Here is a 17,185-nt window from a genome sequence, read left to right on the forward strand (position 1 = left end):
ACGGCTCGCGCGGGACCGCTCGCCCAGCGCGCGCGTACGGCCGTACGCGCGCGCCGGACGAGCCGTTCCGTGCGGCCGTGGGCCGCGGATGCGCCGTCGGCCCCGGGCACAGCGCCGCCGGGGCCGGGGCAGTCGCGGGTGATCTGTCTGTTTCCGTGGCCATTCACTCCGTTATGCGGTGTGACTCGGGCCACGAGGATTGGGCGTAACGCTCCTTGAGGCAGTGCGATGACTAAAGAGGTGGTAGCCGCGGAGGGAATACAGGCCTCGTCCGAGGTGCTGTGTTGCTGCGCACTACCGCCCGCGCCGTCGGTTCATCCTTGCCGACGGTCGTCGGAGCCGGTCACCCTGTCAAGGGCGGGCCGGGTCCGGAAGCCGTTTCCATCGTTCCGAGAGGTTGTTCGTGTCGGCCAGCACATCCCGTACGCTCCCGCCGGAGATCGCCGAATCCGAGTCTCTGATGGCGCTCATCGAGCAGGGAAAGGCCGAGGGGCAGATCGCCGGCGACGACGTGCGTCGGGCCTTCGAGGCTGACCAGATTCCGCCAACCCAGTGGAAGAACGTTCTGCGCAGCCTCAACCAGGTCCTCGACGAGGAGGGTGTGACGCTGATGGTCAGTGCCGCAGAGGCGCCCAAGCGCACCCGCAAGAGCGTCGCAGCGAAGAGCCCGGCGAAGCGCACCGCCACCAAGGCCGTCTCCTCCAAGACGGTCACGGCACGGCAGTCGGCTTCCTCGGCGTCCACGTCCGCCGCCTCCGGCGCGTACGGCGACGCAGAGGGTGACGAGTCCGTGGCGCCCGCCAAGAAGGCCGCAGCCAAGAAGGCCGTGGCCAAGAAGACGACGGCGAAGAAGACCGCCGCCAAGAAGACGACGGCGAAGAAGACCGCCGCCAAGAAGGACTCCGACGAGCTTCTCGACGAAGAGCTCCTCGACGAGACCCCCACCCCCGGCAAGGGGGAAGAGGAGGACGAGAGCGGCGAGAACAAGGGCTTCGTCCTCTCCGACGACGACGAGGACGACGCCCCCGCGCAGCAGGTCGCGGTGGCCGGTGCCACCGCCGACCCGGTCAAGGACTACCTCAAGCAGATCGGCAAGGTCCCCCTGCTCAACGCCGAGCAGGAGGTCGAGCTCGCCAAGCGCATCGAGGCCGGTCTGTTCGCCGAGGACAAGCTGGCGAACTCCGACAAGCTGGCCCCGAAGCTCAAGCGCGAGCTCGAGATCATCGCCGAGGACGGCCGCCGGGCCAAGAACCACCTGCTGGAGGCCAACCTCCGTCTGGTGGTCTCCCTGGCCAAGCGCTACACCGGCCGCGGCATGCTCTTCCTGGACCTCATCCAGGAAGGCAACCTGGGTCTGATCCGCGCGGTGGAGAAGTTCGACTACACCAAGGGCTACAAGTTCTCCACCTACGCGACCTGGTGGATCCGCCAGGCGATCACGCGCGCGATGGCCGACCAGGCCCGCACCATCCGTATCCCGGTGCACATGGTCGAGGTCATCAACAAGCTCGCGCGTGTGCAGCGCCAGATGCTCCAGGACCTGGGCCGCGAGCCCACCCCGGAGGAGCTGGCCAAGGAGCTCGACATGACCCCCGAGAAGGTCATCGAGGTCCAGAAGTACGGCCGTGAGCCGATCTCCCTCCACACCCCCCTGGGTGAGGACGGCGACAGCGAGTTCGGTGACCTCATCGAGGACTCCGAGGCGGTCGTGCCCGCCGACGCGGTCAGCTTCACGCTCCTGCAGGAGCAGCTGCACTCCGTCCTGGACACCCTCAGCGAGCGCGAGGCGGGCGTGGTCTCCATGCGCTTCGGCCTCACCGACGGCCAGCCGAAGACCCTGGACGAGATCGGCAAGGTCTACGGCGTGACGCGTGAGCGGATCCGCCAGATCGAGTCCAAGACGATGTCCAAGCTGCGTCACCCGTCGCGGTCCCAGGTGCTCCGGGACTACCTGGACTGATCCGCACGAAACAGCGATCCCTGTAGGCCCGGCTCCGCTATTTGGGGCCGGGCCCCGCTGTTTCAGGATGCGGTGATCGCCAATCGGCCTGACTCTGGGTATGCAAGTAACTCCGGTCCGTCGGGAGAGTGTATGCGTGCCCTGAGCTACCCGCTGGTCGGCGCCGTCCTGCTGCTCATGGCCGTGCCCGGGCAGGTGCGTGCCGGTGACCGCGGCGTCGTCGGCGGACAGCCCGTGAGGGTTGCGGACGCGCCGTGGACGGTGGCCCTGGCCAGTCGTGAACGGTTCGGCCCTGTACGGGCGGGGCAGTTCTGCGGCGGCGTCGTGGTGGGCCGTACGACCGTGATCACTGCGGCGCACTGCCTCAGCCGCGAGGTGCTCGGCGTGGAGCCGACCGAGGCCAAGGATCTCAAGGTCATCGTCGGGCGCGGGGACCTCCGGGGCGGCGACGGCAAGGAGGTGCCACTGCGGGACGCCTGGGTCAACCCGGAGTTCGACCCGGAGACCAACGCCGGGGACGTGGCCGTCCTCACCCTGGCGGAGCCGGTGCCCGACCGGTATCCGATCGCCATGGCGCGATCGGGCGACGCGGCCTACGATCCGGGGACCTCCGCCGGTGTCTACGGCTGGGGGGACATGCTCGGCGACGGCTCGTACGCGGAGGACCTGCGGGCCGCACGGGTGCGGATCATGCAGGATGCCCTGTGCCGCCGCGCCTATCCGGGCGGGCCCGAAGGCACCTACCGGCCGGCCATGATGCTCTGTGCGGGGCTGCCCCGGGGAGGCCGCGACGCTTGCCAGGGGGACAGCGGGGGACCGCTGGTGGCACGGGGACGGCTGGTGGGCCTGGTGTCCTGGGGGAGCGGATGCGCCCAGCCGGGCCATCCAGGGGTCTATACGCGCGTCTCGTCGGTCGCGGACCTGGTCCGGACACACAGTACCGACGGGCTGCCGCCGGGCGGTCCTGGGGCTCCTGTGCCGGTTGTGCCGCCTGCAGTGCCACCGCCACCGCACACCGGGCCGCCGCTGATCCTGCCGCCGGTGGTCTTTCCCGGATTGCACCAGCCCGCTGCGCAGCCTTCCGCTGCCCCGCCGCTTGCGCCTCAGCCGATCAAGTCGCCGGCCGTGTCGCCGCCCGCCGCACAGGCCCCGGCGGCGGCCAAGCGGCCCGCGGGTGCGCGGTGAGGAGGGTACGAGAGCGGGCGGCCTCCCTCTGGGGGTGGCCGCCCGCGGCTGTCCTGCCCTGGATGGCGGGACCTCGCTCGTCGTCGGATGCGATGTGTCAGCGTTCCAAGCGGACTCAGTGGTCCTCGTCGGACGCGGACGCCGGGACGGCCGTCAGCCGCTCCGTCTCGTCCTGTATCTCCGCGGCGATCTTCTTGAGTTCTGGCTCGAACTTGCGCCCGTGGTGGGCGCAGAAGAGCAGTTCACCGCCGCTCATGAGAACGACGCGCAGGTAAGCCTGAGCGCCGCACCGGTCGCAGCGGTCAGCGGCCGTCAGCGGGCTCGCGGGGGTCAGAACAGTAGTCACGTCGCCTCTTCTCTAGCTCGACGAGCTGTCGTACCAGGGTCAACATCCAACCAGGCCGAAAACGTTCCCGCTCGTGGCTTTTCCTCGAAACTTCCTTCCGAGTGAGCCGGATCTTGACGATTGGCGGCGAATGAGCCGTATTGCGTGGGCTTACGGTTTCACGTCGCTGGGGGCTGTCGTCCTCCCGGCTGGCTTGCCGGGTTGTTCTTGAGGACGTGCCCGGAGCCTAAATGGTTCATGCCTGGAAGGGAACGTGATGTGCACGTCACCCCATCGGGGTATCGAACGCTTGATCGAGTCTCGATTAGCATGGTTGTTCTCAAGGGTGGCGGCACAAAGGCTCTACCAGGCCTCGGTACTCTCTGAACGGCGACCGAGCCACACATGTGCCCGCACTCGGGCCAGCCAGAAATTCAGCGAGGAGCGAACCGCGTGACCGCCGATATGTCCGTGCCGTCCACTGCATTGCTGACCGGGGCAGACCGGGACGGATCCAACTACACCGCGCGGCACCTGCTCGTCCTCGAGGGTCTCGAAGCCGTCCGCAAGCGCCCCGGCATGTACATCGGCTCGACGGACAGCCGTGGCCTGATGCACTGTCTCTGGGAGATCATCGACAACTCCGTCGACGAGGCGCTGGGCGGCTTCTGCGACCGCATCGAGGTGATCCTCCACGACGACGGTTCGGTGGAGGTGCGGGACAACGGCCGCGGCATCCCCGTGGACGTCGAGCCCAAGACGGGCCTGTCGGGCGTCGAGGTCGTCATGACCAAGCTGCACGCCGGCGGCAAGTTCGGCGGCGGCTCCTACGCGGCCTCCGGCGGTCTGCACGGCGTCGGCGCCTCCGTCGTGAACGCGCTCTCGGCGCGGCTGGACGTCGAGGTCGACCGGAACAGCCGGACCCACTCGATCAGCTTCCGCCGCGGTGTGCCCGGCATCTTCACCGAATCGGGCCCCGACGCCCCCTTCGACCCGGCCAACGGCCTGCTCAAGGGCAAGAAGGTCCCGAAGGTCCGCACCGGCACCCGCGTCCGCTACTGGGCGGACCGCCAGATCTTCCTCAAGGACGCCAAGCTCTCCCTGGTGAACCTCTACGGGCGTGCCCGGCAGACGGCGTTCCTGGTGCCGGGCCTGACGATCGTCGTGCGCGACGAGCGCGACCTGGACGGCGAGGGCCCCACCGAGGAGACCTTCCGCTACGACGGCGGCATCAGCGAATTTTGCGAGTACCTCGCGCAGGACAAGGCCGTCTGCGACATCCTGCGGCTGACCGGGCAGGGCACCTTCAAGGAGACCGTTCCGGTCCTCGACGATCGTGGCCACATGACGCCCACCGAGGTCACCCGTGAGCTCGGCGTGGACATCGCGCTGCGCTGGGGCACCGGCTACGACGCCTCGGTGAAGTCCTTCGTCAACATCATCGCCACCCCCAAGGGCGGCACGCATGTGACCGGATTCGAGCGTTCGCTGACCAAGACCGTCAACGAGGTGCTGCGCTCGAGCAAGCTGCTGCGGGTCGCCGAGGACGACGTCGTCAAGGACGACGCCATGGAGGGGCTCACGGCGGTCGTGACCGTGCGCCTGGCGGAGCCGCAGTTCGAGGGGCAGACCAAGGAGGTGCTGGGCACCTCGGCGGCCTCCCGCATCGTGGCCAACGTGGTCGCCAAGGAGCTCAAGGCGTTCCTGACCTCCACCAAGCGCGACGCCAAGCAGCAGGCGCGGGCCGTGCTGGAGAAGGTCGTCGCCGCGGCCCGGACGCGCATCGCGGCCCGCCAGCACAAGGAGGCGCAGCGCCGGAAGACGGCGCTGGAGTCCTCCTCGCTCCCGGCGAAGCTCGCCGACTGCCGCAGCGACGACGTCGACCGCAGCGAGCTGTTCATCGTCGAGGGCGACTCGGCGCTCGGCACGGCGAAGCTGGCGCGGAACTCCGAGTTCCAGGCGCTGCTGCCGATCCGGGGCAAGATCCTCAACGTTCAGAAGGCGTCGGTCTCCGACATGCTGAAGAACGCCGAGTGCGGCGCGATCATCCAGGTGATAGGGGCAGGGTCCGGCCGGACCTTCGACATCGACGCGGCGCGCTACGGCAAGGTCATCTTCCTGGCCGACGCCGATGTGGACGGCGCGCACATCCGGATCCTGCTGCTGACCCTCTTCCAGCGCTACATGCGGCCCATGGTCGAGGAGGGCCGGGTCTTCTCCGCGGTCCCCCCGCTGCACCGGGTGGAGCTCACCCAGCCCAAGAAGGGGCAGGACAAGTACATCTACACCTACTCCGACAGCGAGCTGCGGCAGACGCTGCTGGAGCTGGAGCGGAAGAACATCCGCTACAAGGAGGGCATCCAGCGCTACAAGGGTCTCGGTGAGATGGACGCCGACCAGCTCGCGGAGACCACGATGGACCCGCGCCACCGCACCCTGCGGCGGATCAACATCAGCGACCTGGAAGCGGCGGAGCGCACCTTCGACCTGCTGATGGGCAATGAGGTCGCGCCGCGCAAGGAGTTCATCACCAACTCGGCGGCGACGCTGGACCGCTCGCGCATCGACGCCTGAGGCGGCCGGTGTCCACTCCCGGGTGGAGAGGTTCTCCACCCGGGATCCACCCGGAACCCACCCCTGCTCCGATCCCGGGCAGGAGCCGAGTGCGTAGCGTCGGATGCGTTGGCCGTCAGCGTTTGTCCGCGTTCCTCGGAGGCTCTTCCCATGTCCGGTCCGCCCGATGTCGCAGTGATCGTCGTGGTCCGCGCGGGTGCGCTCGCGCGGTGGTTCAGATGCCGGAGCGCGCCCGCCGCGTACGGTGTTCCTGCCGGTGGCCGAGGCTGACGTGCCGGGGGAGGGACTGCCCGTGGCGATCGAGAAATGGACCGAGTGGCCCGCCCGGGAGGCACTTGCCCGAATGGGGGTGCCCAGGCACCGCCAGGTGATGACCTGGGTGCTCCGGATCGTCCTGATCCTGTTCTTCCTCTGGCGGGTCCTGCGGAGCGGAGCCTTCCACGGCTGGGGGTATGCGGCCCTGGCGGCGGGGTTCGTGGTGTGCGCGGTCGCGGTCTGGCGCTTCTTTCACACGACGCTGGCCCAACGACTATGGCCTTCGGTGGGGTTGCTGGGGGGGGTGCTGGCGGTGGGGGCCGCCGCGGAGTCGGCGGGGGCACATACGGCGGCGGCCGGGTTGTGGTGCGTGGGGGCGGCCATCGCGGTGGAGCGGCTGCCGCTGGCCTACGGGCTGGGCACTGCGGCGGTCGCCATGACGGCATACGCGGCGGTGATTGCGGACAGCCCAGGTGCGACGGCGGGGACGGTCGCCGGGGTGATCCTGGTGGGGTATTCGCTGCGGTTGGACGAGGAGGCCCGGGGGGCGGGATTCCGGTTGCTGGCCCAGGAGCGGGCGGCCCGGCGGGCCGAAGCGGAGTCGGCGGCGATGGCCGAGCGTGCCCGCATCGCCCGGGAGATACACGATGTGCTGGCGCACAGCCTGTCGGCGCAGATGGTGCATCTGGAGGCTGCGCGGCTGCTCATCGAGGGCGGGGCCGACAGGCAGCAGATCCTCGAGCGGGTGACGGCGGCCCGGGGGATGGCGCGCGAGGGGCTGGCCGAGACCCGGCAGGCGCTGTCGGCGCTGCGCGGCGAGATGACCCGGGTGGAGGACTTCCTGAGAGAAGTGGCGGCTTCGGAGGGGGCGGGGCTGGATGTGGAGGGGGAGCCGCGCAGTCTGCCGCCGGAGGCGGGGCTGGCCGTGCGCAGGGTGGCGCAGGAGGCGCTGACCAACGTCCGCAAGCACGCTCCGGGCGCACGGGTGGAGATGAGATTCGCCTATCTGGAGGGTGAGGTGGAGCTGTTCGTCCGCGATCGGGGGGCTCATGGGGCTGCAGGCGGTCTGGCGGCTTCCGGAGCCGGGTACGGTCTGCTCGGGATGCGGGAGCGCGCCGAACTGCTCGGCGGGATGCTGGAGGCCGGTCCGGCCGGACCCGGTGAGGAGGGCTTTGTGGTGCGTCTGCGGGTGCCGGCGTGATGGGCGGTGCTGGTGGTGTCGAAGGCGCTGGTGGTGTGGGTGATGCCGCTGACGCCAGGCAGGCGGCGGGAGTTGGTGGTCACGACAGCGGCAGCGGTCGAGGTCATGGTGGCCAGGGCGGTGCCGGGGGAGACGGCGGGCTCGATGGTGGCCGGCGCAGAGACGCTCGCGTGGTGGTTGCGGATGACCAGACGGTGGTGCGCGAGGGGATTGTGATGCTGCTGGGGTTGCTGCCGGGCATCGAGGTGGTGGGTGCGGCGGCCGACGGGCTGGAGGCGGTGCGTCTGGTGGGGGAGCACGCCCCGGACGTGGTGCTGATGGACCTTCGGATGCCGCGCTGCGACGGGGTGGAGGCGACGCGGCGCATCCGGACCGAGTATCCGGCGACCCAGGTGGTGGTCCTCACCACCTTTGCCGACGACGATTCGCTCTTTCCCGCCCTCCAGGCCGGCGCCCGTGGCTATCTGACCAAGGATGCCGGCGGGGACGAGATCGTACGCGCGGTCGAGCATGTGATGTCGGGCCAGGCAGGGCTGTCGCCGACGATTCAACTGCGGCTGCTGGAGCGGCTGTCCGCGTCGGGTGGGCAGAGGCCGCCCGCCGGGCCGGCCGAGCCCCGGGTGTTGCCGGACGGGCTGACGGCGCGGGAGGCGGAGGTGCTGGCCCTGGTCGCCGAGGGCCTGTCGAACGCGGAGATCGCCCGGCGGTTGCACGTCAGCACGGCGACGGTGAAGACGCACATCAACAACCTCTTCGCCAAGACCGGGGTGCGCGACCGGGCGCAGGCCGTCCGATACGCCTTTCACCATGGCATTGCCCAGCCCCCGGGGGCGCCTATCACCTGATGGGGTGAACGTCCGCTGGTGAGCGGCGCCGGATCTCCCCGGTCTGTCCATTCTTGGGCACGCGGCCAACGGGGTCGGCGACCGAGGAGAAGTCTGTGGAGAAGAGCCAGAGGCGCGATGCCGTAACGGTTCGCCTGACGGACGCCCACCGGGCCGGGAAGGCCGGTGCCGGGGCCGGAGGCGAGCCTGACGGCCCCGTACGTGATCCCTCAGGCATCTACCGGGAGGTCCAGGGCAGCGCCGTCTTCCGCGAGGTGCGGCGCCGCTATCGCCGGTTCGCCTTCCCCGCCACCGCCGCGTTCCTCGCCTGGTACCTGGCCTATGTGCTGACTGCGATCGCCGCGCCGGAGGTGATGGCCCGGCCCGTGACGGGGGCGCTCAATGTCGCCATACTCGCGGGGCTGGCCCAGTTCGCCTCCACCTTCCTACTGGCCTGGGCCTATGCTCGGCACGCCAGGCTCCGGCGGGACCCCGCGGCGCAGGAGCTGCGGTGGGCTGTCACCGTGGAGACGCTCAGGGCCGGAGGCCTCGGGCAGCAGCGCCCGGCGCTCACCAGCGGGCGGCCGCCGGAGGGGCAGGCCCCCGGCATCGTGCTCCCCGGGCAGCGGCGGCGCGGTGACAGGTGGTGAGCGGGGTGCACCAGGGGCCGGCGGTCGCCCTGTTCAGCATCTTCGTCGTGGTCACCCTGGCCATCACGGCCTGGTTCGGGCGGCAACGACGCGGTTCCACCGAGGACTTCTATGCGGGCGGGCGGCTGTTCTCCCCTTTGGAGAATGGTTTTGCCATCGCGGGCGACTACATGTCCGCCGCCTCCTTCCTCGGCATCTCCGGCCTCATCGCCCTCTACGGCTACGACGGCATGCTCTACTCCGTGGGCTTCCTCGTCGCCTGGCTCGTCGTGCTGTTCCTGGTGGCCGAACTCGTGCGCAACTGCGGCCGGTTCACGCTCGCCGATGTGCTCGTGGCGCGGCTGCGTGAGCGGCCCGTGCGCAGGGCTGCGGGGATCTCCTCCGTCACCGTCTCCGTGCTCTACCTCGTTGCACAGATGGTGGGTGCCGGGAGCCTGGTCTCCCTGCTGCTCGGCGGTACGGACGGCCGGGCCCGGACCTGGACGGTGGTCGGTGTCGGGGCGCTGATGGTCGTCTACGTGAGCCTGGGCGGGATGCGCGCCACGACCTGGATCCAGATCGTCAAGGCCGTGCTGCTGATGGGCGGCACGACCGTGCTGGCCGCCCTCGTGCTGCTCCGCTTCCACGGTGACGTCTCGCAGCTGCTCACCACGGCCGCCGACCACAGCGGCCACGGCCGCGCGTTCCTGGCACCCGGCCTGAAGTACGGCCGGGATCTGACGTCCCGGCTCGACTTCCTCAGCCTGGCCCTCGCCCTGGTGCTGGGCACCGCGGGGCTTCCGCACATCCTTTCGCGCTTCTACACCGTGCCCACCGCCCGCGCCGCCCGCCGGTCGGTCATCTGGTCCATCGGACTCATCGGCGGCTTCTACCTGATGACCATCGTCCTGGGCTTCGGGGCCGCCGCGGTGCTGGGCAGCAGCGCCGTCCGGGCGGCAAACCCCGCCGGGAACACGGCCGTTCCCTTGCTGGCGCTCGAACTGGGCGGCGGCTCGGACTCCATGGGCGGAACGATCCTCTTCGCGGTGGTGGCCGCCGTCGCCTTCGCCACGATCCTCGCCGTCGTCGCCGGAGTCACCCTCGCCTCCTCCGCCTCGGTGGCCCACGATCTGTACGCCTCGCTGAGCCGTCGCCGGGCGGTGGGGCACCGCCGGAGCCGTCCGCGCAGTGAAGTGGCGGTCGCGCGCACCGCCGCCGCCTGCACCGGGGCGGTCGCCATCGGCCTGGGGCTGCTCGCGCAGAACCTCAACGTTGCCTTCCTGGTGGGGCTCGCCTTCGCCGTCGCCGCCTCGGCCAACCTCCCGGTCCTGCTCTACTCGCTCTTCTGGCCGCGCTTCACCACCCGCGGGGCCGTCTGGTCGGTCTACGGGGGCCTGGTGCCGGCGCTCGCGCTCGTCGTCTTCTCGCCGGTCGTCTCGGGCGCCCCGGACGCCGTCTTCCCCGGCCTCGACTTCCGGCTCTTCCCGCTGGACAACCCGGGCCTGGTCTCCGTGCCGCTCGGTTTCCTCGCCGGCTGGCTCGGCACCCTCACCTCGTCCGAGGCCCCCGACGCGGCCGGCCACGCCGAGGTGGAGGTCCGCTCGCTGACGGGCGCGGGAGCGGCCTGACTCCGGCCCGGCTCCGGTCTGGATCCGGCCTGATCCCCCTGCGGATCCGGTCTGAATCCGTCCTGAATCCGGCCTGAATCCGGCCTGAATTCGCCCCGGGTCCGGCCGTTCAGGAGGCGCCCGTCGCCCAGACGTACCGGTGCTCCGGCCGGCCCGTCTCCCCGTACTTCAAGGTCAGGCTCAGCCGCCCCGACTCCTCCAGCCGTTTGAGGTAGCGCTGGGCGGTGGAGCGGCTCAGCCCCGAGCGCTGCGCCACCTCGTGCGCCGACAGCGGCCGGGCCGCCCCCAGCAGCACCCGGCGGATGAGCTCCGTGGTCGGCGCGGAGTGGCCCTTGGGCAGGGGAGCGGTCGTGGTGGCCGTGCGCAGGGTGCCGAAGATCCGGTCCACCTCTTCCTGTTCCGCCTGCTCGGCCCCGTCGAGGGTGCGGCGCAGCTGCGCGTACGCCTCCAGCTTCACCCGCAGCCCCGGGAACGAGAACGGCTTGACCAGGTACTGCAGCGCCCCGTACCGCATCGCCGTCTGCACGGTGGCGATGTCGCGGGCGGCGGTGACCATGATGACGTCCGTGTGGTGGCCGAGCTCGCGGATGCGGCGGACGAGCGACAGGCCGGTCTCGTCCGGCAAGTACTGGTCGAGCAGGACCAGGTCGGTGCCGCCGCCCTCCAGTACTGCCAGTGCCTGGGCCGCGTTGTGGGCCTTGGCGCGTACGCGGAAGCCCGGGACCCGGGCGACGTACGCGGCGTTGATCTCGGCGACGCGGAAGTCGTCGTCCACGACCAGGACTTCGATCATGGTCTGCCTCCGTTCACCTGTCTGCTCCCGGCATCGTTCACCCCTGTCTTCCGCTCACTCTTTCGAGTGTTCGTAGCGCCTCCGGCAATTCGACCGTGAACATCGCGCCACCTCCTTTTCGTTCGCCCGCGCGTGCCGTGCCGCCGTACCGCTCGGCGAGCCGCCGCACCAGCGGAAGGCCGAGCCCGCGGGGGCGGTGTGCGGTGGGCTCCTTGGTGGACCAGCCGTCACCGAACACCAGCTCGTGTGCCCCCGCGGGGACCCCCGGCCCGTTGTCCGAGACCCGCACCACCACCGTGGCACCCTCCGTCCGCAGGTCGACCTCGACAAAACGCTCCGCACGCGCAGCGCGCCCGACGGCCTCCACCGCGTTGTCCACGAGGTTGCCGAGCACCGTGACCAGATCGCGCGGGTCCACCACCTGCCCGGGCAGATGTGTCCGTCCGCTGACCCGCAGCGCCACCCCGCGTTCGGCCGCGACCGCGCTCTTGCCGACCAGCAGGGCGCTGACCAGCGGCTCGTGCACCCGGTCGGTGACCTCCTCGGCCGTGGCCCGGCGCGCGCCGGTGACCTCGGCGACGAACTCGGCGGCCTCGTCGTACAGTTCCAGCTCCAGCAGCCCGACGACGGTGTGCATCCGGTTGGCGTGCTCGTGGTCCTGGGCGCGCAGCGCCTCCGTCAGTCCCCGGGTGGCATCCAGCTCCCGGGCGAGCTGTTCCAGCTCGGTGCGGTCGCGCAAGGTCGCCACCGCGCCGCCGTCGGCCGTGTCCATCCGGTTGGCGACCAGCACCCGCGCGTCCCGCACGATGAGCAGGTCCTTGCCGCTCACCCGGCCCGCCAGGACGTCCATGGTCCGGCCGGGCGGCAGCACCGCCTCCAGGGGCCGGCCGGTGGCGTCCGGGCCGAGGCCCAGCAGCCGTTGCGCCTCGTCGTTGACCAGCCGTACGCGGCCGCGCCGGTCGAGCGCCACCACGCCCTCGCGGATGCCGTGCAGCATCGCCTCCCGCTCGTTGAGCAGGGCGGATATCTCGGACAGTTCGATGCCGTGGGTGCGCTTGCGCAGTCGCCAGGAGACGGCGAACGCGGCCAGCGCGCCGACCGCGAGGGCCGCTCCGGCGTAGCGGAGGATGCCGGGCAGGGCATGCAGCAGCAGGCCGCGCACGTCCTCGTAGGCGATACCGACGGACACGGCGCCGACGATGGCGCCTTCGCCGTCGCGCAGCGGGACCTTGCCGCGGGCCGAGCGGCCGAGCGTGCCGTCCTCGATGCCGGTCCACTCGCGTCCGGCCAGGGCGGGGCCCGGGTCGGTGCTGACGTGCCGGCCGATCTCGGCGGGGTTGGTGTGGGAGTAGCGGATGCCCCGGGTGTCGGCCACCACCACGTAACTGGCGTCGGTGGCAAGGCGGATGCGCTCGGCCGCGGTCTGGACGGGGCCGTCGGGGTCGGGCGGGCCGGCCAGCACGTCGTGGGCGATGCCGGGCTGTGCGGCCGTGGCCTGGGCGATGGCCAGGGCGCGGCGCTCGGCCTGCTCGTCGAGTTGTGACCCCAGGGACGCCAGCAGAAGCCCGGCGGTCAGCGCGGTGACTCCGGTAGTGATCAACAGCTGGAACGACAGGACTTGGGCGAACACGCGCCGGGGCCACGGGGGGTGCATAGGGGTCCCTCTGGTAGGGGTGTGTGAAGCGAACGTATCCGGACTGTGTCGCCTTGATCTCCCTTCGTGTCCGTTTCGTTGCGCTAGTGCGAGCAAAACGAGCAGAACAGGTTTCGTGCGCTCAAGTCGCACAGCGCTCACAAGGCTGCCCCTGTGTGCCAGGCCACACCTAGCCTCCCGAACCGGTCACCCCGCCGGATCGGCGCGGGACCGGGCAATGAACGGCAACGAAGGCGGACGGATGAACAGCGACACCCCACGCCCCACCCCGGACGGCACTCCGCCGGCCGGCGCCCCCGCGATCGAGCTGCGCGGGGCGAGCAAGGTCTTCCGCACGCCGTCGGGCGGGGAGCACACGGCCGTACGTGATCTTGATCTGGCCGTCGGCCAAGGCGAGTTCGTGGCGGTCGTGGGGCCCACCGGCTGTGGCAAGTCCACCACGCTCACCCTCGTCAGCGGCCTGGAGGAACCGACCGAGGGCGAGGTGCTGATCGGCGGCGAGCCGGTCACCGGCATCCGGCCCGAGGTCGGGTTCGTCTTCCAGCAGGACGCCGTCTTCCCCTGGCGGTCGGTGCTGTCCAACGTCATGGCCGGGCCGCGCTTTCGCGGCGTGCCCAAGGCGGAGGCCCGGGAGCGGGCGCGCGACTGGCTCGGCCGCGTGGGCCTGGCGGCCTTCGCAGACCGCTATCCGCACCAGCTCTCCGGCGGCCAGCGCAAGCGCGTGGCGCTCGCGCAGACCTTTGTGAACGAGCCGGAGATCCTGCTCATGGACGAGCCGTTCTCCGCACTCGACGTCCAGACCCGGGCGCTGATGTCGGACGAGCTGCTGGAGCTGTGGGGCGGTGCCCATGGGCGCGGCGCGTCCGTCGTCTTCGTCACCCACGACCTGGAGGAGGCCATCGCGCTGGCCGACAAGGTGGTGGTGATGACCGCGGGCCCGGCCACGGTGAAGGAGGTCTTCGACGTCGCCCTGCCGCGGCCGCGCAAGGTCGAATCGGTGCGCCTGGAGCCGCAGTTCATCGAAATCTACCGCGAGATGTGGGCCTCTCTCGGTGAGGAAGTCCGTATCACCCGTGAGCGAGGTGCCTCCCGTGTCGCCTGAGTCCGTCACCGCCGCCGTCGTCACACGCAAGCGCACCGAGGGGCGCACCGAGGCCCGGGCGCGCGCTGCCCGACGGCGCAAGCTGGTGGTCCTGGGAGCCCGGACGCTGCTCCTTGTCGCCGTGCTGGTCGCCTGGGAGGTGCTCTCCAGGAACAAGGCCATCGACCCGTTCAACTTCTCGATGCCGTCGAAGATCTGGGACCAGCTCGTCCAGTGGACGGCCCACGGCACCGCTCACGGCTCGCTGGGCGAACAGATCGGATACACGCTCTACGAGGCCCTGCTCGGCTGGGTCATCGGGGTGACGGGCGGTGTGCTGCTGGGCATCGTCCTCGGCCGGGTCCGTTTCCTCGCCGATGTGCTCGGCCCGTTCATCAAGATCCTCAACGCGCTGCCGCGGATCGTGCTGGCGCCGATCTTCCTCATCCTGTTCGGCCTCGGGACGGTTTCCAAGGTCGCCTCGGCCGTGGTGCTGGTCTTCTTCCCCGTCTTCTTCAACGCCTTCCAGGGGGCGCGCGAGGTGGACCGCAACCTCGTGGCCAACGCCCGCATCCTGGGCGCGAGCGACCGCCGGGTGACGCTGCAGGTCGTCATCCCGTCGGCCACCTCCTGGATCTTCACCAGCCTGCACATCAGCTTCGGCTTCGCGCTCATCGGCGCGATCGTCGGCGAGTACATCGGGGCGGACAAGGGGATCGGGCTGCTCGTCATGGACGCGCAGAGCTCCTTCAACGCCGCGGGGGTGTTCGCGGCGATGGTCATCCTCGCCGTCGTCGCGCTCCTCGCGGAGGTGCTGCTGACCTTCGTGGAGAAGCGGCTCTTCCGCTGGAAGCCCGGCGGGCCGGGCGCAGAGCGCTGACCTGCGCCTGTCGCCCCACCCACCCCTGCCGCACCTGCCGCCTTCGCGGCCGAGGGCCCCCACCGGCCCGTACCCACCACCCCCCGATACGACCGTAAGGAACGATGATGCGTGCACCTGGCAAGTCCTCCAGAACCCTCGCCATGGCCACCGCCGGGATGCTGTGCCTGGTCCTCGCAGGCTGTGCGGACGAGTCGTCCGCGAGCTCGAGCTCGGGGGCCGATTCGCTCAAGGGCGACACAGTCAAGATCATGGTCGGCGGCCTGGACAAGGTCATCTACCTGCCCGCCGTGCTCACCCAGCAGCTCGGCTACTTCGAGCAGGAGGGCGTGACGGTCAAGCTGCTGACCGAGCCCGCGGGCGTACAGGCCACCACCGCGCTGATCTCCGGCGACGTCCAGGGCGTGGTGGGCTTCTACGACCACACGCTCGACCTCCAGGTCAAGGGCAAGCAGGTGGAGTCGGTGGTCCAACTGGCCCAGACGCCGGGCGAGGTGGAGGTGGTCTCCAAGGAGGCCGCCTCCTCCCTCACCTCGCCCAAGGACTTCAAGGGCAAGAAGCTCGGGGTGACCGGACTGGGCTCCTCCACCGACTTCCTGACGAAGTACTTGGCGGTCAAGAACGGGGTACCGGTCAGCGACGTCACCCCGGTGGCCGTCGGCGCGGGGCAGACCTTCGTCACCGCGCTCCAGAAGGGCTCCATCGACGGCGGCATGACCACCGACCCGACCGTGGCGCAGATCCTCGCCAAGGACTTGGGCAAGGTGCTCGTCGACATGCGCACCCCCGACGGCTCCAAGGCCGCGCTCGGCGGCCTCTACCCGTCCTCCAGCCTCTACATGAACACCAATTGGGTCAACAGCCACAAGGACACCGTCCAGAAGCTGGCCAACGCCATGGTCAAGACCCTCAAGTGGATGTCGGAGCACTCGCCCGAGGAGATCGCGGCGGAGATGCCGGCCGACTACGCCAAGGGGGGCGGCAAGGAGCTCTACATCAAGTCGATCGAGAGCACGCTGCCGATGTTCACCAAGGACGGGGTGATGCCCGCCGACGGCCCCAGGACCGTCCACGACGTGCTCAAGTCCTTCAACCCCAACCTCAAGAGCGCCACGGTGGACCTGGAGAAGACCTACACCACGGAGTTCGTGAAGAAGACGGGGTCGTGAGGACGGCGGGCTGACCCCCGCGGGCGCTCAGGCCGGGTCGATCGCTCAGGCCGGGACGATGGCGACGACGTCCATGCGGGCGGGCGTGCCGAGCGCCCGGCCGCAGCTCTCCGGGCGGGGCGGGGCGGCCGCGCCCTGTTCGACCTCCACCCGCCAGGAGCGGCCGTCGTGGTGGGTGACGGTGACGCGCCAGCGGGGGGCCGCGCCTTCGGTCGCGGCGACGTCCAGGGCGTCCGCGTCCTCTTCGCCGGTCAGCGCCCGGACCGCCAGTTCGGCGGCCTGGGCGGGCCGCTCCCAGGCGGACCGGCCCCGGCATCCGGCGGTCGCCACCCGGCCCTCGCGGGCCGCGTGCAGCGCGTCCTTGACCGCGTGCGCGGTGGCCCGCCCGTAGGCGTAGCCGTACGGCAGGACGAACAGGGTCGGCGCGAAGCGGTGGCCGCCGATGTGGGTGACCTCCCAGACCTCGGTGCCGCCTGACGCCGCCAGCTCCGCGGCCAGCGGGCGGCCGAGCAGGGCGCAGCAGCGGTCGCGCTTGCCGTTGGTGCAGACGAGGGCGAGCGGTTCGCCCTCGTAGGACTGCCACAGCCCGCCGTGCTCGCCCGCACCGAGCGCGGCGAAGTCCAGCTCGGCGAGGAGCGCTGCGGGGTCGGTGATCTCCGTGGTGCGGATCCAGGAGTGGCCGGGCGCGGTGTGGGCGGCGAAGACTCGCTGCGACGAGGGGCTGTGGCAGTCGGCATGCCGTCCGGGGCGCCGGATCAGCGCGACCCGTACGCCGGTGCCCTTGGCGGCGCGGTCCAGGGCCCGTCCGGTCTCGGAGTCGAGGTGGCTGGAAGTGAGCGCGTCGGCGCCCCACGGGCCGGCCTGCTCGATCAGCAGCCAGGTCCGCGCGGTCGCGGCGGTGCCGGCGAGGGGTTCGGCCAGAAGGCGGGAGGCGGTCGCGCACGTGCTCACATAGGTGAGCCTAACCTGGCTTAGGGTGTGCCGATACCGGGGACCTCCCCGACTTGTACGACGAATTGCCTTGTGA

General features: G+C 70.6%; 14 protein-coding genes. 10 read left to right on the forward strand and 4 right to left on the reverse strand.

Annotated features, from left to right (window positions below):
- Positions 1-403 precede the first annotated feature (403 nt).
- Both FHS39_RS24010 and FHS39_RS24015 read left to right on the forward strand, forming a co-directional pair.
- Positions 404-1,960, forward strand: coding sequence for an RNA polymerase sigma factor (locus tag FHS39_RS24010; RefSeq protein WP_184351592.1), 1,557 nt, complete (start codon positions 404-406; stop codon positions 1,958-1,960).
- A gap of 132 nt (positions 1,961-2,092) precedes the next feature.
- Complete coding sequence (locus tag FHS39_RS24015) at positions 2,093-3,145, forward strand: S1 family peptidase (protein ID WP_184351594.1); 1,053 nt, start codon at positions 2,093-2,095, stop codon at positions 3,143-3,145.
- A gap of 115 nt (positions 3,146-3,260) precedes the next feature.
- Here the strand turns inward: FHS39_RS24015 and FHS39_RS24020 are convergent, their stop codons facing one another.
- On the reverse strand, positions 3,261-3,491 hold the full coding sequence (locus FHS39_RS24020) for a DUF7455 domain-containing protein (protein ID WP_086567216.1): 231 nt from the start codon (positions 3,489-3,491) through the stop codon (positions 3,261-3,263).
- 432 nt (positions 3,492-3,923) lie between these two features.
- On the opposite strand from FHS39_RS24020, the gene FHS39_RS24025 reads away from it, so the two are divergent.
- From FHS39_RS24025 to FHS39_RS24045, 5 genes are all read left to right on the forward strand, one after another.
- Positions 3,924-6,044 (forward strand): DNA gyrase subunit B, encoded by a 2,121-nt coding sequence (locus FHS39_RS24025; protein WP_184351596.1) that lies wholly within the window; start codon positions 3,924-3,926, stop codon positions 6,042-6,044.
- A 343-nt stretch (positions 6,045-6,387) separates the two neighbouring features.
- Positions 6,388-7,500, forward strand: coding sequence for a sensor histidine kinase (locus FHS39_RS24030; RefSeq protein ID WP_184351640.1), 1,113 nt, complete (start codon positions 6,388-6,390; stop codon positions 7,498-7,500).
- Positions 7,501-7,673: 173 nt separating this feature from the next.
- Entirely contained in the window at positions 7,674-8,345 is a 672-nt protein-coding gene (locus FHS39_RS24035; RefSeq protein ID WP_343069719.1) for a response regulator transcription factor, read from the forward strand.
- 95 nt (positions 8,346-8,440) lie between these two features.
- Positions 8,441-8,974 (forward strand): DUF485 domain-containing protein, encoded by a 534-nt coding sequence (locus tag FHS39_RS24040; RefSeq protein WP_184351597.1) that lies wholly within the window; start codon positions 8,441-8,443, stop codon positions 8,972-8,974.
- Positions 8,971-10,581 carry a sodium:solute symporter family transporter gene (locus tag FHS39_RS24045; protein WP_184351598.1) on the forward strand — a complete coding sequence of 537 codons (1,611 nt, stop codon included), beginning with the start codon at positions 8,971-8,973 and terminating at the stop codon, positions 10,579-10,581. The genes FHS39_RS24040 and FHS39_RS24045 overlap by 4 nt, the downstream gene beginning before the upstream one ends.
- 109 nt (positions 10,582-10,690) lie before the next feature.
- On the opposite strand, the gene FHS39_RS24050 is transcribed toward FHS39_RS24045, so the two are convergent.
- Both FHS39_RS24050 and FHS39_RS24055 read right to left on the reverse strand, forming a co-directional pair.
- On the reverse strand, positions 10,691-11,374 hold the full coding sequence (locus FHS39_RS24050) for a response regulator (protein ID WP_184351599.1): 684 nt from the start codon (positions 11,372-11,374) through the stop codon (positions 10,691-10,693).
- Positions 11,375-11,411: 37 nt separating this feature from the next.
- On the reverse strand, positions 11,412-13,028 hold the full coding sequence (locus FHS39_RS24055) for a sensor histidine kinase (protein ID WP_184351600.1): 1,617 nt from the start codon (positions 13,026-13,028) through the stop codon (positions 11,412-11,414).
- 241 nt (positions 13,029-13,269) lie between these two features.
- Here FHS39_RS24055 and FHS39_RS24060 point away from each other — a divergent pair, with 241 nt between their 5' ends.
- The 3 genes from FHS39_RS24060 (at position 13,270) to FHS39_RS24070 (ending at position 16,158) form a co-directional block, all read left to right on the forward strand.
- Positions 13,270-14,130, forward strand: a complete 861-nt coding sequence (locus FHS39_RS24060) for an ABC transporter ATP-binding protein (protein WP_184351642.1) — start codon at positions 13,270-13,272, stop codon at positions 14,128-14,130.
- On the forward strand, positions 14,120-14,989 hold the full coding sequence (locus FHS39_RS24065; RefSeq protein ID WP_184351601.1) for an ABC transporter permease subunit: 870 nt from the start codon (positions 14,120-14,122) through the stop codon (positions 14,987-14,989). Before FHS39_RS24060 ends, FHS39_RS24065 begins: the two co-directional genes overlap by 11 nt.
- A 107-nt stretch (positions 14,990-15,096) precedes the next feature.
- Complete coding sequence (locus tag FHS39_RS24070) at positions 15,097-16,158, forward strand: ABC transporter substrate-binding protein (RefSeq protein WP_184351643.1); 1,062 nt, start codon at positions 15,097-15,099, stop codon at positions 16,156-16,158.
- Positions 16,159-16,203: 45 nt separating this feature from the next.
- Here FHS39_RS24070 and FHS39_RS24075 read toward each other — a convergent pair whose 3' ends face one another.
- Entirely contained in the window at positions 16,204-17,109 is a 906-nt protein-coding gene (locus FHS39_RS24075; RefSeq protein ID WP_184351602.1) for a sucrase ferredoxin, read from the reverse strand.
- Positions 17,110-17,185: the final 76 nt, after the last annotated feature.

This window comes from Streptomyces olivoverticillatus (genome assembly GCF_014203555.1).
GTDB lineage: Bacteria > Actinomycetota > Actinomycetes > Streptomycetales > Streptomycetaceae > Streptomyces > Streptomyces olivoverticillatus.

Excerpts from the sequence above, each read along its gene's own strand:
- FHS39_RS24070 (WP_184351643.1), top strand. The coding sequence starts at position 15,097 with ATGCGTGCACCTGGCAAGTCCTCCAGAACCCTCGCCATGGCCACCGCC.
- FHS39_RS24060 (WP_184351642.1), top strand. The coding sequence starts at position 13,270 with ATGAACAGCGACACCCCACGCCCCACCCCGGACGGCACTCCGCCGGCC.
- FHS39_RS24055 (WP_184351600.1), bottom strand. The coding sequence starts at position 13,028 with ATGCACCCCCCGTGGCCCCGGCGCGTGTTCGCCCAAGTCCTGTCGTTC.
- FHS39_RS24015 (WP_184351594.1), top strand. The coding sequence starts at position 2,093 with ATGCGTGCCCTGAGCTACCCGCTGGTCGGCGCCGTCCTGCTGCTCATG.
- FHS39_RS24030 (WP_184351640.1), top strand. The coding sequence starts at position 6,388 with ATGGGGGTGCCCAGGCACCGCCAGGTGATGACCTGGGTGCTCCGGATC.
- FHS39_RS24050 (WP_184351599.1), bottom strand. The coding sequence starts at position 11,374 with ATGATCGAAGTCCTGGTCGTGGACGACGACTTCCGCGTCGCCGAGATC.